We start from the raw sequence: 14,936 nt of genomic DNA, 5'->3' as shown, positions 1-14,936 counted from the left end.
ACAGAGGCGGGATTACCGGACTGGGGAGAGCGGCCGCGCGCGGTCGGGATCGGCAAGGCAGGAGGCAATCGCCGCGCCGTCTCCGGCTGCGGCATGCAACAGTTCGACGCAGCGCCGGCGCTCTTCCTCTATGCCCTCGACGATCATCGCGACGGGGTCGGTCTGCCCGCTGAGAAGGTGGCGTGCCGCGATGTTCCAGGCCATGCGCTCCGTGCTCGATGCAAAGATGCCCGTTCCGTTGTCCAAGGGTTTCTCCGTGCTGGTGGTATGGCGGTGGAAGATGCATGGACGTCCTTGTGCGAAGATTGCCGCTACAGGCGCGGACGGCCTTGTTTCGCCCAATATGAGCATTACCTTTTTAAAAGGATGAAGCGCTGCCGCTTGCGTGCAGGCCGTGCAGTCGAGGTGACCCGTGAAGAGCATCGCGGACGTTATTGCCGAACTCACCAGGGCGGCCGACGAGGTGCGGACGCTTTCGGAAGGCGAGAAGCTGCGCCTGATCGGGCGGGCCTACGTCACGATCAGGGAAGGCTGGGACATGCTCGGCGCACCGGCGCAGCTACGGGAATCCGCCGAGGCCATGGACCTCATCCTGGCCGGCGGGATGCCGGTGCATCTCTATGACGACGAGATGAGGGCCATCTTGCTGGAAGCGGCCAAGGTGATAAGCCAGATCGAAGCCGCCATGAAGGCGAAGAGCGTCGAAGGACCTGCGGCGGACGGGCGATGATGCCGCCGGTGCCGCCGCAGGGTGTGTCTCAGCCGATCTCGTCTGCTGCCGCCTCGCCGGACGAGGCGGCGCGCAGGTCGTTTTCGGTGATATGAAGCGGGCCGGTGCCGTTCGGATCGTATTTCTCGCCCGCGATGCGTTCGAGCAAAGGCCTGTGCCGTTTGAGCAACCCGACCGGGCCAACGGAGTCCGGATCGAACGCCTGCAGCGCGCTGGCATAGACATAGACCTCGACGGTCGTTCCCTCGGTCGTCTGCATTGGCCAGAACAGTCCGAGTTCCTTCGGCGCCGGTGCGCCGGTCTTCCTGATAAGGGGCATTTCATTTCCTGCATGCATTTCACTCGACGGGTGGACCCGGCGCAGCGGAAGCTGCCCGGATCAACCCGGCACCTCCGCCAAAGCGGAGGAACGGCGGTGATCTGGCGCATCGCGGCAGGAAGTCAAATCATTATCGTGGCATGCCCGCAAAAAGACGAAGGGCGCTCGACCCTTTCGGGGAGCGCCCTTCCAACCCGGACGACTACGAACGCGCGACAGAGCACCATCGCTGCAGGCAGTCATCGATGACGGGCAGTGAGCGATAGATGGGAAGAGGCGTCGGGGAATTCAAGGCCGTCCGGACCGTCCGTCGCGTGGACGGGCAAACCGAGGCATGCATCGCAAATGCCGCAGCCGTCGTCGTCCATCGGCTGGTCCGCCCGCTGGCAGCAGACGCAGACGGCCGCGCCTGAAAAACCGCGCTTTCGTCTGTGCGGCACAGAGACTTCCACCGTATCGTCCGATACGAGATCGATGACGAATTCCTTCATCGCGGCTGCTCCTTGACCTCCCGCTAAAGAGATAGGAACTGCCGGACGCTTTGCAACGGCGAGGGCGTCTCCTCCCTACGTTCCGCCCGCCTTTGCAGCCGGTGCGGAGATGTCGTGCCAGCCATGCGGCGGGCCGAAGCCCTTCATCGCTTCGGCCGGTCCCCAGGTGCCGGGCTCGTAGAGGGGCGGGGGCGCCGGATCGTCCAGCACGGGCTCGACGATGCGCCAGGCGATCTCGCTGGCGTCCTGCCGGGTGAAAAGCTGTGCGTTGCCGTTCATCGCGTCGCCGATCAGCCGCTCGTACGGCGTCATGTCGCCGGTGTCGTCGTCGACGGCCAGCAATTCGACGGGCTCGCCGACCATGGCATCGCCTGCGGCCTTGCGCCTTGCGCCGAGCGCGACGGCGACCTGTGGGGAGATGCGGAAGCGCAGGTAATTGGCGTCGTCGGGGCGAAGCGTGTCGAACACGTCGAGCGGCGGGCGCTTCAGGCGCACGACGATCTCCGTCGCGTGGACCGGCAGGTTCTTGCCGGCGCGGATGTAGAAGGGAACGCCTTCCCACCGCCAGGTATCGACATGGAAGCGCACGGCCGCGAAGGTCTCGGCCGGCGAGTTCTCCCGGACGCCCGGCTCGTCGAGATAGCCCTTGAACTGGCCCCGCACCACATCCTGCCTGCGGAGCGTGCGCACCGCCTTCAGCACCTGCACCTTCTCGTCGATCAGGTCGTCGGCCGTGCGGCCGGCGGGCGGCTCCATGGCCAGCAGCAGGAGGGCGTTGAGCAGGTGGTTCTGGATGACGTCGCGCAGGCACCCGACCTCGTCGTAGAACTTGCCGCGGCCTTCCACGCCGAAATCCTCGGCCATGGTGATCTCGACGCTCTCGACGTGGTTGCGGTTCCACATCGGCTCCAGGAAGGAATTGGCGAAGCGGAAATAGAGGAGGTTCTGCACCGCCTCCTTGCCGAGGTAGTGGTCGATGCGGAAGATCGCCTTCTCCGCGAAAGCCCCGTGCAGGATGGCGTTGAGCGCCTGGGCCGATTGCAGGTCGCGTCCGAAGGGCTTTTCCACCATCAGCCGCCCGTCCGTCGCAAGGCCCGTCTGCTGCAGGCCCGTGACGACGGTCTCGAACATGCTCGGCGGAACGGCGAGATAGAAGAGCCAGTGCCGGCGCTTGCCGATCGCCGCCTTCAGCCTGTCGAAGGTCGCCTTGTCGCGGTAGTCGCCGCTGACATAGGTCAGGAGCGAGGCGAGCTTGGCGAAGACCCTCTCGTCGACTGATCCGAAGGCGTTGGCGATGCCGTCGCGGGCGCGTTCCACCAGCTTTTCGAGCGGCCACGGATCGTAGGCGATGCCGATGACGGGTTCATCGAGATGCCCGCGCTCCACCATGCGGTAGAGGGCGGGGAAAATCTTCTTGTGCGCGAGGTCTCCCGTCGCGCCGAACAGCACCAGTCCGTCGGAACGTCCGTCCATCGTGCCCTCTCCCGTCATTTCTTCTTCTCGACATGGCCGCCGAAGGCGAAGCGCATGGCGGAGAGGAGCTTGTCGGCGAAGGCGGATTCGCCTTGCGAGCTGAAGCGGTCGAAGAGCGCGGAGGAGAGCACGGGGGCGGGAACGCCCGTGTCGATCGCCGCCTTCAGCGTCCAGCGGCCCTCGCCGGAATCCGAGACGCGCCCGCCGAAATTGGCGAGCGCCGGATCGTCCTTCAGCACGCCCGCCGTCAGGTCGAGCAGCCAGGAGCCGATGACGCTGCCGTGCCGCCAGACCTCGGTGACAGCGGCAAGGTCGATATCGAACTGGTAGTATTGCGGGTCCTTGAGCGGGCTCGTCTCCGCGTCCGCCTCGCGCCTGCGCTTGCCGGCATTGGCGGCCTTCAGAATGTTGATGCCCTCGGCATAGGCGGCCATCACGCCGTATTCGATGCCGTTATGCACCATCTTGACGAAGTGGCCGGCGCCGCTCGGCCCGCAATGGAGATAGCCGTAGGGGGCCGTGCCCTCGCTTGCCGCGGGTGTCGCGCCCGCGTCGGCGCCCGGCGCGAGGGTTGCGAAGATGGGGTCGAGATGGCGCACGGCCTCGTCCGGACCGCCGATCATCAGGCAATAGCCGCGCTCGCGGCCCCACACGCCGCCGCTCGTGCCGACGTCGACGAAGCTTATGCCTTTCGGCTCCAGCTTGCCGGCGATGTCGACGGCATCCTGGTAATGGGAGTTGCCGCCGTCGACGATGATGTCGCCGGGCTGCATCAGCGCGGCGACCTCCCCGGCGATCCGGCCGGTGATCGCGGCCGGCAGCATCAGCCAGACGCAGGCGGGCTTGGAGAGGCCGGCGACGAAATCCTCCATGGAGGCCGCGCCGGTCGCACCTTCGGAAACGAGGGCCGAGACGGCGGCCGCATTGATGTCGTAGACCACGCATTCGTGGCCGTCCGCCATCAGGCGCCGCACCATGTTGGCGCCCATGCGCCCCAAGCCCATCATTCCGATCTGCATGGCAATGTCCTTTCCGAGACCAGGCACGTCCACGGCGAACGGATCATCGATCCGGCGTGACGGCGATAACGGAAATCATGCCTGCCCGGCGCTCGCTTTCAACCCTAAAGAAGAGTTCGGCACTTCTTTTTCCTTCAAGGGGTTGAAGGCTTTACAGCGATGCGCCGACCACCCCTGCCACCAGCGCCAGCGAGACGGCGCCGGCATCCGGATGGCCGATGCTGCGTTCGGCGAGCGGACGGGCGCGGCCGAGCTTCGGCGTGAGCCCGGCGGTCGCGACGGCCGCCGCCCGCGCCGCTTCCGCCGCGTCGGCCCAGGCCGCTTTCAGCGGCTTGCCGGCCGCAAAGGCGGCTTCCAGCGTTTCCACGAAGGGCACCAGCGCGTCCACCAGCGTCTTGTCGCCGACGCGGGCGCGGCCGAGGCGCGTCACACCGTCGAGCGCGAGGCGCGCGCCCCTGACGACGGCGGCTTCGTCCATCCCGTCCTCGTCGGAGAGCGCGTTGCTCCATGCGCGCAGCAATAGGCCCCAGATGGCGCCGGAGGTGCCGCCTGCGCGATCCGCCCAGGCATCGCCCGCAATGGCGAGCGCGCTGGCGGCCCCTGCGCCGGCCGTCACCGCATATTCGATGGCATCGCGTGCGGCGGCCGAGCCCCGGCGCATGCCCTGGCCATGGTCGCCGTCGCCGGCCTGCGCGTCGATGCGGCCGAGTTCGTCTTCCGCATCCCGGAGCGCATCGGCGACATGGCCGACGAGCCGGGCGATGCAGGCTGCGCCTTCCTTCGATCCGGCGGAGGCAGGGCCGAAAACGGGCGTCGCATCCTCGTTCGCGATCGTGTCGGTGGCCGGCACGGTGCGGATCTCGCCGCCGCGCTTCAGCACCGGCGTGTCGCAGGCCGCCTTCCAGTAGGTTTCGAGTTCGCCGTCGAGCCAGGTCAGCGTCAGCGAGCAGCCCTGCATGTCGAGGCTGGTGACGAATTCGCCGGCTTCGGGCGCCACGATCTCCAGCCCCGCATCCTTCAGGAGCCGGGAGATCGTGGTCCAGAGGACGAAGAGTTCCTCGTATTTCGTGGAGCCGAGGCCGTTGAGAAGGGCCGCGACGCGTCTGGCGCCGGCCGGGCGCTCGGCGAGGAGCTTGCCGGTGAGGAGGCCGGCAAGCTCGCGCGCCGAAACGATGGCTTCTTCCTTGATGCCCGGCTCGCCGTGGATGCCGAGGCCGAGCGCCATGCGCCCCTCGGGCACGGAAAAGAGCGGCCCGCCCGCACCCGGCAGGGTGCAGCCGTCGAAGGCGACGCCGAAGGAGACCGTGCGGTCGTTGGCGCGGCGTGCGATGCGCTCGACCTCGTCGAGCGAAAGGCCGGCCTCGGCCGCCGCGCCGGCGATCTTGAAGACGACGAGGTCGCCCGCGATGCCGCGGCGCTTGGCATGGGCCTCGGCCGGCGCGCTCGCCACGTCGTCGGTGACCGGGACGATGCGCACGTCGATGCCCTCGGAGCGCAGCCGCTCGGCGGCGACGCCGAAATTCAGCACGTCGCCGGCATAGTTGCCGAAGCCGAGCAGGATGCCGCCGCCGCGATGGGCCTGGCGGCAGACGCGGGCGACGGCCGCCGTCGAGGGTGAGGCGAAGACGTCGCCGGCCACCGCCGCGTCCGCCATGCCGGGGCCGACATAGCCGGCGAAGGCCGGATAGTGCCCGGAGCCGCCGCCGACGACGACGGAGACCTTGCCCTTCGGCACGGCCGTCGCGCGCACCACGCCGCCGCGCACGAGGCGGACATGGCGGCTGTAGAGTTCGGCAAAGCCGGCAAGGGCCGTCGCCGCGAAGTCCTCCGGAGCATCGAAGATGGTGGTCATCGTAATCGTCTCTCGCGTTCTGTGATCGTGTTTCAGCGGCGCGGCAGGATGCGCCGCAGGTAATCGCGGTTGGCGGCCGAAACGGTGAGGCCGTCGCCGCCGTAATGCTCGCAGAGGAAGGCGCTGTTGAAGCCGTGGTCGAGCGCCGTGCGGATGGCGGCCCGGTAGTTGATGAGCCCCGATTCCAGCGGGGCCGGATGGGTGATGATGGCGCCCGTGCCCGGATCCTCGACGCGCGTATAATTCTTGACGTGCCAGTATTTCGTGAAGGGGGCGACCTTCGCCATCATCGCCTGCCAGTGCTCGACGGGACGGTGCAGGCGGATGAGGTTGCCGAGGTCGGCGTTGATGCCGACATTCGGCAGGCCGACCTCCTCGACGAAGCGCACGCTGCTGTCGGCCGTGCCGAGATAGGTGTCCTCGTACATTTCCAGCGAAACCTCGATGCCGAGCTCCTCCGCGTGGCGGCCGAGCTCGCGGATGCGCGCCACGGCCTTCTGCCAGACGGCGGGATCGTCCGGGTTCTTCGCACCGTCCACCGTCCAGAACCAGAGCGCCTTCTTCTGCGCCTCCGTCAGCGGCTCGAAGAGGCCGAAGGAGACCGCGCCGGCGCCGATTGCCTTCGCCGTATCGATGACCCGGTGGCAGTAGGCGAGATAGGCATCGCCATGGACGGCGTCGATGACGCTACGGCGCGAGGTCGAGATCGCCGGGACGGTCAGCCCGAGCGAGCGGGCAAGCGCCATGAAATCGTCGCGCCGCGCCGGGGAAAGGTCGGCGAGCCGCAGCCAGCTATCCGTCGGGTCGAGCTCCGTGAAGCCGGCATCGACGACGTCGTCGAGCGTCGCGGCCCATTCCTCGACGGACTGTTCCTGGACCGAGCGGCCGTCGGCAAGGACGTTCGGATACTGGATCATGGCGGCGGCGATCGGCCATGTTTCGCGGGTCCATGCGGGGGCAGAGGCGGTCATTGCGAACTCCTGGAATGGGGGGTGGGGAGCCGGCGGATCAGGCCGCCGGCGTTCCGTCTTGCGGGGGCTTGGGGACACCCAGCCTGCGGCGGCGCGAGATGCCGAGGAGCCAGAAGACGAGCGGGGAGAGGAGCAGCGCAAGGCCGACCAGCATCAGCGTCGTTACCAGCCCGTTCGACCAGAAGACCGAGAGTTTGCCGTTGGACAGCAGCATGGACTGGCGGAACGCATCCTCCGCCTTGTCGCCGAGCACCATGGCGAGCACGAGCGGGGCGAGCGGATAGTCGAGCTTCTTGAAGACGTATCCGAGCAGGCCGAAGACGAGCACGAGCCACATGTCGCTCACCGCATTGCCGACCTGGTAGGCGCCGGAGAAGATGACGGCGACGATGACCGGCCCGATGATGGCGAAGGGAATGCGCAGGATCGAGGCATAGAGCGGCACGGTGGCGATGACGAGGATCACGGCGACGATGTTGCCGAGATACATGGAGGCGATGAGGCCCCAGACGAAATCCGGCCTATCGGTGAAGAGCGTCGGGCCGGGGGTAAGGCCCCAGATCATCAGCCCGCCCATCATGACCGCCGCCGTCGCTGAACCCGGCACGCCGAGCGCGAGCATGGGCAGGAGCGCGGAGGTGCCGGCGGAATGGTCGGCCGTCTCCGGCGCGACGATGCCGCGCGGATCGCCCTTGCCGAACTGCGACTTGTCGCGGGCCGAGCGGCGGGCGACGCCGTAGCTCATGAAGGAAGCGGCGGTGGGGCCCGCCGGCGTGATGCCCATCCAGATGCCGATCAGCATGGAGCGGCCGATGGTGAACCAGTAGCGGGGCATCTCGATCAGGGTACGGCCGATCTCGGAGAGCCTGACGCGCGCCTTGATCCCGTCGAAGCGCAGGCCCTCTTCCGCCGTCAGCAGCAGTTCGCCGATGCCGAAGAGGCCCATGACGGCGACGAGGAAGGAGACGCCCTTGATGAGCTCGGGAATGTCGAAGGTCAGGCGCAGGTTGCCGGAAATGGTGTCCATGCCGACGGAAGCGAGCGCGAAGCCCACCATCATCGACACCAGCGTCTTGAACGGCGACTGGGCGCCCATCGAGATGAAGCTGGCGAAGGCGAGGAAGTAGACGGCGAAATATTCCGGCGAGGAGAAGCGCAGCGCGAAATTGGCGACCCAGCCGGAAAGCAGCGTGATCATCACGACGCCGGCCAGCGCGCCGAGGCCGGCCGACACGAAGGCGAGCGTCAGAGCGCGGCTCGCCTCGCCCTTTCTCGCCAGCGGATAGCCGTCGAAGGTCGTCGCGACGGAGGAGGGTTCGCCCGGGATATTGAAGAGGATGGAGGTGGTCGATCCGCCGAAGAGCGCGCCCCAGTACATGCAGGAGAGCAGGATGATGGCGGAGATCGGGTCCATCGAGAAGGTGAGCGGCAGGAGCAGCGACACGCCGTTCGGCGCGCCGAGGCCCGGCAGCACGCCCACCAGGATGCCGAGCGTGACGCCGAGCATCATGAGCAGGATGTGGTTGAAGCTCAGGATATGGCCGAAGCCTTCCATGAGGAGACCGATATTTTCCATGTCTTTCCTCCGAAGACAGGCGCCGACCGGATCAGTAGATCCCGAAGAACGCCTCGACCGGGCCCTTCAGGAGCGGAACCTTGAAGCCGATCTCGAAAATGACGAAGAAGAAGAGGGCAACGCCGATGCCCGTCGCAAGGCCGGCCCACCACTTGTACTTGCTCTGGAAGATCATCGTGCCGGCGATATAGAGCGTCGTGCCGACGTAAAGGCCGAGGACGGTGGAGACCGCGGCGAAGGCGACGAGCGGCAGCAGGAAGCCGAGCACCACCTTGAAGCGCGCCATGTCGACGAAGATCTCGCCCGTGCCGCGGTGCTTGACGAAGGCATAGACGAGGTTCGCCGCGCTGCCGAAGGTGATCAGCAGGCCGATATAGAAGGGGAAGTAGCCGGCACCCGGCCCCATGTCGGTCCAGCCGGCATCGGCCTCGATCGAGCCATAGGCGACGGCGATGCCGAAGGCGCCCGTCAGGAGCGCGACCGCCGCCTCCATGGCGAAGCGGGAAAGCCCGTTCACGCTGTTCTCACTCATGGATCAAACCCTTTCCGAAAGAGGCGGGCGCCGAAGGCGGCACCCGCATGGAGCCTGCCACAACAGGTGTGCGGCAGACTTGCGCCCGGAACGAGGCGGGATGAAAGCGGGGCTCAGTTGGCGAGCCAGCCTTCACGCTTGAGCACGGCGGAAACGGCCGTCTCGTCCTTCTTGATGAAGTCGGAGAATTCCGCGCCGCTCATATAGGTGCCGGACTGCGAGGTGTCGGCGAGGTATTTCTGCCATTCCGGCGTCTCGGAGACCTTCTTCAGCACGTCCGTGTAGAAGGCGACGGCATCCGGGTCGACGCCCGCGGCCATCCAGACGGTGCGCGGCATGGCGTAGTTGTCGATGGCGATGCCGGATTCCTTGCAGGTCGGGATATCGCTCCAGCCCTCGTTGCCGGCAACCTTCGTCTCGCTCTTCAGCCGTTCCGACTTGAAGACGCAGACCGGCTTGACCATGCCGGCCTGCCACTGGCCGAGGTTCTCGCTCGGATTGTTCACGTTGGCGGCGACGTGGTCGCCGGCAAGCTGCACGGCCGCTTCGCCGCCGCTCTTGAACGGAACGTAGCCGATATCGGCGCCCGTCGCGTCGTTGATCATCGAGGTGAGGATCTGGTCGACGTCCTTGGACTGGCTGCCGGCGACCTTCAGCTCGCCCGGGGCGGCCTTCGCCTTGGCGATGAAGTCGGCGGCCGTCTTGATGTCCGACTTGCCGTTGACCCAGAGCACGAACTCGTCGGAGGCAAGGGCGGCCACCGGCGTGAGGTCCGCCTCGGTATAGGGCACCTTGGCGCGGATCGGCAGGAGATAGGCATTGTTCGTGCCGAAGGTCAGCTTGTAGGCGTCGCCCTTGGCGGTCGCGGCATAGACGAAGCCTTCCGCACCGCCGGCGCTGCCCTTGTTGACCACGACGATCGGCGCCTTCATCAGCTCGTACTTGGTGATGATCGCCTGGATGGTGCGGGCGAAGATATCCGTGCCGCCGCCGGGGCCGGCAGTGACGACGAATTCGACCGGACGGTCCGGCTCGAAGGCAAAGGCGGGCATGGCGACGCTCGCCGCGGCCGCTGCGATGCAGGCGATGGTAAGGGACTTCTTCATCTTGCTCCTCCGTTGGGATGATCCCGGCACGAACCTCCTCCATGCCGGTATAGCTGAAATCTTGGCCGGTCAGGCCGCCGTCGAGAGCGCGGCTGCCTTTTTCGCCATGCGGGCGGCGAGCAGCAGCGCCTCGCGGCTGGCGCCGACATCGGCGATGCCCTTGCCGGCAATGTCGTAGGCCGTGCCGTGGGCCGGCGTGCAGAGCGGGAAGGGCAGGCCGCCCATCATGGTGACGCCCTTGTCGAAGCCCATGAGCTTCATCGCGATCTGGCCCTGGTCGTGATACATGGTCATGACCGCCTGGAAGCCGTCCTTCAGCGCGCGCAGGAAGACGGTGTCGGCCGGGAAGGGGCCCTCGACGTTGAAGCCGCGCGCCTTCGCCGCCGCGACGGCCGGCTCGATGATGTCGATCTCCTCCATGCCGAAGGAACCGCCGTCGCCGGCATGCGGGTTGAGGCCGGCGACCGCGATCTTCGGGTCGTCGTAGCCGGCATTGCGAAGGCAGGTCGCCGTCAGCTCGATCTCGGCAAGGATCGCCTCGACCGAAAGGGCCGCCGCCACGTCCTTCAGCGGGATGTGCGAGGTGACCCGCGCATTCCAGACCTTCTCCAGCACGTTGAACTCGCGGACCTTGCCGGAAAAGCCGATGACGTCGGCGACGAAGCGGATCTCGTCGTCATAGCCGGGATAGGCATAGCGCATCGCCTTCTTGTTGAAGGGCGTGAAGCAGACCGCCTGGGCCTTGCCCTCGTCGGCAAGCTGAAGGGCGGTGCGGAAATTGGTCGTGGCGAAAGTGCCGCCGGCAAGGGTCGCCTCGCCGCGCGTGACATCCGCCGGGTCGAGATGGCCGAGGTCGATGAAGACGTGGCGCTCGCCGCTTGCCTGCTGGAACGTCTCGAGCGTGGCCGGCTCCAGGTCCAGCGTGAGGCCGGCGGCCTTCGCGCCTTCGTCGAGAATGCGGCGGTCGCCGATCACCACGAGATGCGCGGCGGCCTTGACGTCGTCGAGCGCGATGATGCGCGCGGTCAGTTCGGGGCTGATGCCGGCCGGGTCGCCCATGGCGAGCGCGATGACGGGACGGGCGCTCTTGGCACTCTCGGTCATGGAAAACTCCTCCTCTGCATTCTGTATGCAGGTTTATAAGGCATCCGGAAAACTGTATCAAGTCTTTTGTATTCTGTATGCAGCATTTTCCGTTGACGTCGCCGCCCGGCCTATTCATGCTTTGGCCAAATCGCTGGCGACGGCCGATGCCGTGCGCCGAAAAGGAAGATGCAGATCAAGACCATGGATGAGAGCAGAAGCTTGGAGCGGCCGGAAAGCGCTCTGCCGGGACCGATCCGTCGAACGGCGTTGCACGACACGCTCGTCAACCGCCTGCGCGACATGATCATCGAGGGGCACCTGTCGCCGGGAACGCGCCTCAACGAAGGCCAGCTCGGCCAGATGCTCGGCGTCTCGCGCACCCCCTTGCGCGAGGCCATCAAATATCTGGCGAGCGAAGGCCTCGTCGAGCTGGTGCCGAGCCGCGGCGCCGTCGTGAAGCGCTTCGGCGCCAAGGACGTGCAGGACATGCTGCTGGTTCTCGGCACGCTGGAGGAGCTTGCCGCGAAGCTCGCCTGCGCGATTGCGAGCGAGGAGGGCATTGCCGAAATCCGCGGCCTGCACGACCGCATGGTGCAGCACTACAAGGCGGGCGACCGTCTGGAATATTACAAGCTCAACCAGAACATCCACACGGCGATCGTCGCGCTGTCGGGCAATGCGCCGCTCGCGGAAATCCATGCGATGCTGCAGACACGCCTCAAGCGAATCCGCTTCATCGGCCACGAGGGGCCGGAAAAGTGGGCGGCGGCCGTTGCCGAGCACGAAGAGATGATCGAAGCGCTCGAAGCGCGCGACCAGCAAAGGCTCGCGGCCGTTCTCGGCCGCCACCTGACGAACGCCTGGGAGCGGGTGCGCGGCGCGATCTAGCGGGCGGCGCGAGGCAAGGAACGGCTGCCGAGGTCGGACCTGCCGGCGCGCGGCATCTCGCAAGGGGCGCCGAACCGGCCTATACTCCGGCAATGCCGAAGGGCGGCATGGCGGAAGGAGAAACGATTGCCTCATATCATCGTCAAGGCTTTTCCGGGCAGGACGGACGAGCAGAAAGCAAGGCTGGCCGAGGCGGTGGCCCGGTCGGTCATCGATATCTTCGGATCGTCGGATTCCTCGATCTCCGTCGCGTTCGAGGACGTGCCGCAGGAGCGCTGGAAGGAAGCGGTCTACGACAAGGACATTGCGGGCGGCAGCGTGCAACTCGTCAAGGCGCCCGGCTACACGATGTAGCGGGTCGGAAATCCGCCGGCCGTGGCCGCCGTTCGACGGCATTTCCCCTTGTCCGGCGCGGGCCTTCGGGTTACGGGGAGGGGCCGTCGTTACGGGCTATTCCAGGTGTATGGCAGTCATGGGCCGACGATGTTCTCCGGCAGGGTTCGCCGATGGACGTGACTGCAACGCTTGAAGAACGGCGAAGGACGCGGCACAGTCGGCCTTTCTCGATACGAACTGAAAGAAATATCCATGAACGCTGATAGTTCGCGCCTCTCCTTCGCCGTGAAGACGAATGCCAACCCCATGCCCGAGGCGGAGCGGCAGGCGGCTTTTGGAAATCTCGGTTTCGGCACGCTGTTTTCCGACCATATGGCGGTGATCCGCTGGCACGCGGACAAGGGCTGGCATGGCGCGGAGATCGTTGCGCGCGGCCCCTTCGCGCTCGATCCCGCATCGAGCGTCCTGCACTATGCGCAGGAGATTTTCGAGGGGATGAAGGCCTACCGCACCGAGGACGGCCGCACGGTGCTCTTCCGCCCCGAGGAGAACGCCCGGCGCTTCAACGAATCGGCGCGCCGCATGGCGATGCCGGAACTGCCGGAGGCGGATTTCCTCGCCGCCGTCGAGGAGCTCGTTCGCATCGACGCCAAATGGATCCCGCAGGGCGAGGGGAGCCTCTATCTGCGGCCCTTCATGTTCGCCAGCGAAACCTTCCTCGGCGTGCGCCCCTCGCGTGAATATATCTTCTGCGTGATCGCTTCGCCGGTCGGTCCCTATTTCAAGGGCGGCGCGAAGGCCGTGAAGATCTGGGTCTCGCAGAACTACACCCGCGCGGCCCTCGGCGGCACGGGCGTCGCGAAATGCGGCGGCAACTATGCGGCAAGCCTCGTCGCGCAGGCCGAAGCCTCCGCACAGGGCTGCGATCAGGTCGTCTTCCTCGACGCCGCGGAACATCGCTGGGTGGAGGAACTCGGCGGCATGAACATCTTCTTCGTGATGGAGGACGGCTCGCTCCTCACCCCGCCGCTCGGCGGCACCATCCTTCCCGGCGTTACCCGCAAGTCGCTGATCGCCCTTGCCCGCGACCAGGGCCTGACGGTCCGGGAGGAGCGCTATTCCTTCGACCAGTGGAAGGCCGACGTGGCATCGGGCCGCCTCAGGGAAGCCTTTGCCTGCGGCACGGCGGCGGTCGTCGCCGGCATCGGCACGGTGAAGTTCGCCGATGGGGAATTTGCGATCGGCGACGGTGCCACCGGGCCCGTCACGACGCGGATGCGCGAAGCGCTCGTCGGCATCCAGCGCGGCCAGCGCCCCGATCCGCAGGGCTGGGTGCGCGCCGTTACCGGCGCCTGAACGGAACGACGGGCGTCGGGCTATCGGCCCGGCGTCGCCGAACTGCGGAGGCGGTACGAAATCGCCGCTGAGATTACCTCAATTTCTCCGTGCCAAATCTTCCGCAACGAAACGACGGAGCGGTATCGGCATGGTCACAGCGGTTTCATCGACGACGGCGGCGAGCGTCACCCTTTCCTCCTCCTCCGGCACGTCCAGCCTTTCGGCGCTCGAAGCGAAGCTCGCCAGCAAGGAAAGCGAGCTGGCCGAGGCCGAGGGCGCGGACAAGAAGGCCGAGATCCAGGAGGCCATCGCCAGCCTGAAGGCCGAGATCGCCGCGGCGAAGGCCGCCAAGGAGGCGAGCGCCGCGCAGAAGGCGCCGCAGGCATCCGAAAGCGAAAGCACCTCGCGCATCGGCACGCGCAATTTCGAGGACGGCGATCCCTTCGGCGACCGGGAGATCTACGTCTGATCGGGCCTTCCGGTGCCGTGGACGAAGATGCGGATGCAGCGGCGCATATAGTCCTTGCGTGCCTCCAGTCCGGGCCATTCGGCGGCGGTGCCGGTCTTCGTCACCACCGCGCCGAACATCATGTCCATGAGGATCCGGGCCGCGCTCGCCGTATCGTCGACGAAGAGGCGGCCGGCCTTTTTCTCCCCCTCCATCCATTCGGCCAGAAGGGCGTGCGCGCGCTGCCCGCCCAGCCGGCGCATCATCTCGCCGACCTCCGGGAACTGGGCGGCCTCCACGATGGTGAGGCTGAGGAAGGCCGCACGCTCCTCGTCCGCCGCCTCGTCGATATCGACCTGGAAGATCCTCTCCAGCGCCTCGCAGAGGCCGAGCCCCTCGTAGTCGCCCGGCAGGGCGAGCATGCTGGTCCTGTGCTGCTCGATCACCGCGGCGAGAAGATCGGTCTTGGACGGGAACAATTCGTAGAGCGTGCGCTTGGAGGCGTGGCAATGGGCGGCGACCTCGCTCATCGTCGTGCGGCCGTAGCCCTCGGCAAGGAACAGCCGGCGCGCCGCCTCGACGATCCCGGCCCGGCGCTCATCGGCGGAGGCGACCTTCGGGCGCCCGCGCGCCTTGCGCTGCGTGTGCGGCTGAGGGGAAGAGGGTTTCGGCATGGGAGCATTCCGGTGCGGGCGGCATTGACATTCTCGGCTGATCGACATTAATGGTACTCATTGGTTTTGTAAATAAGGCGACCGGGCGAGATGATCG

Annotated in this window: 17 protein-coding genes; 5 read left to right on the top strand and 12 right to left on the bottom strand. The window is 66.7% G+C overall.

Annotated features, from left to right (window positions below):
* Window positions 1–12: 12 nt before the first annotated feature.
* Window positions 13–246, bottom strand: coding sequence for a hypothetical protein (locus tag HNQ66_RS16850; RefSeq protein ID WP_184145338.1), 234 nt, complete (start codon window positions 244–246; stop codon window positions 13–15).
* A 166-nt stretch (window positions 247–412) separates the two neighbouring features.
* Between HNQ66_RS16850 and HNQ66_RS16845 the strand changes: the two genes are divergently transcribed.
* Entirely contained in the window at window positions 413–730 is a 318-nt protein-coding gene (locus HNQ66_RS16845; protein WP_184145337.1) for a hypothetical protein, read from the top strand.
* 28 nt (window positions 731–758) lie between these two features.
* Here the strand turns inward: HNQ66_RS16845 and HNQ66_RS16840 are convergent, their stop codons facing one another.
* From HNQ66_RS16840 to HNQ66_RS16795, 10 genes are all read right to left on the bottom strand, one after another.
* Entirely contained in the window at window positions 759–1,049 is a 291-nt protein-coding gene (locus HNQ66_RS16840) for a hypothetical protein (RefSeq protein ID WP_184145336.1), read from the bottom strand.
* A 239-nt stretch (window positions 1,050–1,288) separates the two neighbouring features.
* Complete coding sequence (locus HNQ66_RS16835; RefSeq protein WP_184145335.1) at window positions 1,289–1,540, bottom strand: hypothetical protein; 252 nt, start codon at window positions 1,538–1,540, stop codon at window positions 1,289–1,291.
* A gap of 75 nt (window positions 1,541–1,615) precedes the next feature.
* Window positions 1,616–3,013 (bottom strand): glucose-6-phosphate dehydrogenase, encoded by a 1,398-nt coding sequence (gene zwf, locus HNQ66_RS16830; RefSeq protein ID WP_184145334.1) that lies wholly within the window; start codon window positions 3,011–3,013, stop codon window positions 1,616–1,618.
* A 14-nt stretch (window positions 3,014–3,027) separates the two neighbouring features.
* On the bottom strand, window positions 3,028–4,032 hold the full coding sequence (gnd, locus tag HNQ66_RS16825) for a phosphogluconate dehydrogenase (NAD(+)-dependent, decarboxylating) (RefSeq protein WP_184145333.1): 1,005 nt from the start codon (window positions 4,030–4,032) through the stop codon (window positions 3,028–3,030).
* Window positions 4,033–4,183: 151 nt separating this feature from the next.
* Window positions 4,184–5,884, bottom strand: coding sequence for a dihydroxyacetone kinase family protein (locus HNQ66_RS16820; protein WP_184145332.1), 1,701 nt, complete (start codon window positions 5,882–5,884; stop codon window positions 4,184–4,186).
* 32 nt (window positions 5,885–5,916) lie between these two features.
* Window positions 5,917–6,855 (bottom strand): sugar phosphate isomerase/epimerase family protein, encoded by a 939-nt coding sequence (locus HNQ66_RS16815; RefSeq protein ID WP_184145331.1) that lies wholly within the window; start codon window positions 6,853–6,855, stop codon window positions 5,917–5,919.
* Window positions 6,856–6,892: 37 nt separating this feature from the next.
* Window positions 6,893–8,431 (bottom strand): tripartite tricarboxylate transporter permease, encoded by a 1,539-nt coding sequence (locus HNQ66_RS16810; protein WP_184145330.1) that lies wholly within the window; start codon window positions 8,429–8,431, stop codon window positions 6,893–6,895.
* Between the two features lie 31 nt (window positions 8,432–8,462).
* On the bottom strand, window positions 8,463–8,963 hold the full coding sequence (locus HNQ66_RS16805; protein ID WP_184145329.1) for a tripartite tricarboxylate transporter TctB family protein: 501 nt from the start codon (window positions 8,961–8,963) through the stop codon (window positions 8,463–8,465).
* 113 nt (window positions 8,964–9,076) lie between these two features.
* Complete coding sequence (locus HNQ66_RS16800) at window positions 9,077–10,069, bottom strand: tripartite tricarboxylate transporter substrate binding protein (RefSeq protein WP_184145328.1); 993 nt, start codon at window positions 10,067–10,069, stop codon at window positions 9,077–9,079.
* A gap of 69 nt (window positions 10,070–10,138) precedes the next feature.
* On the bottom strand, window positions 10,139–11,173 hold the full coding sequence (locus HNQ66_RS16795; protein WP_184145327.1) for a 4-hydroxythreonine-4-phosphate dehydrogenase PdxA: 1,035 nt from the start codon (window positions 11,171–11,173) through the stop codon (window positions 10,139–10,141).
* A 183-nt stretch (window positions 11,174–11,356) separates the two neighbouring features.
* Here HNQ66_RS16795 and HNQ66_RS16790 point away from each other — a divergent pair, with 183 nt between their 5' ends.
* From HNQ66_RS16790 to HNQ66_RS16775, 4 genes are all read left to right on the top strand, one after another.
* The gene (locus tag HNQ66_RS16790; RefSeq protein ID WP_184145365.1) at window positions 11,357–12,043 is read left to right on the top strand and encodes a GntR family transcriptional regulator; all 687 of its coding nucleotides are present in this window, start codon (window positions 11,357–11,359) and stop codon (window positions 12,041–12,043) included.
* 126 nt (window positions 12,044–12,169) lie between these two features.
* The gene (locus tag HNQ66_RS16785) at window positions 12,170–12,397 is read left to right on the top strand and encodes a tautomerase family protein (RefSeq protein ID WP_184145326.1); all 228 of its coding nucleotides are present in this window, start codon (window positions 12,170–12,172) and stop codon (window positions 12,395–12,397) included.
* A 234-nt stretch (window positions 12,398–12,631) separates the two neighbouring features.
* Window positions 12,632–13,735: a branched-chain amino acid aminotransferase gene (locus HNQ66_RS16780; protein WP_184145325.1), complete on the top strand. Its 1,104-nt coding sequence runs from the start codon at window positions 12,632–12,634 to the stop codon at window positions 13,733–13,735.
* A gap of 130 nt (window positions 13,736–13,865) precedes the next feature.
* Complete coding sequence (locus tag HNQ66_RS16775; RefSeq protein WP_184145324.1) at window positions 13,866–14,186, top strand: hypothetical protein; 321 nt, start codon at window positions 13,866–13,868, stop codon at window positions 14,184–14,186.
* Here HNQ66_RS16775 and HNQ66_RS16770 read toward each other — a convergent pair.
* On the bottom strand, window positions 14,177–14,839 hold the full coding sequence (locus HNQ66_RS16770) for a TetR/AcrR family transcriptional regulator (RefSeq protein ID WP_184145323.1): 663 nt from the start codon (window positions 14,837–14,839) through the stop codon (window positions 14,177–14,179). The two genes, HNQ66_RS16775 and HNQ66_RS16770, sit on opposite strands and share 10 nt — an antisense overlap.
* Window positions 14,840–14,936: the final 97 nt, after the last annotated feature.

Source organism: Shinella fusca (assembly GCF_014203155.1).
Lineage (GTDB): Bacteria > Pseudomonadota > Alphaproteobacteria > Rhizobiales > Rhizobiaceae > Shinella > Shinella fusca.
The sequence above is the reverse complement of the archived record's forward strand: the minus strand, read 5'-3'. Positions and strand labels throughout refer to the sequence as shown.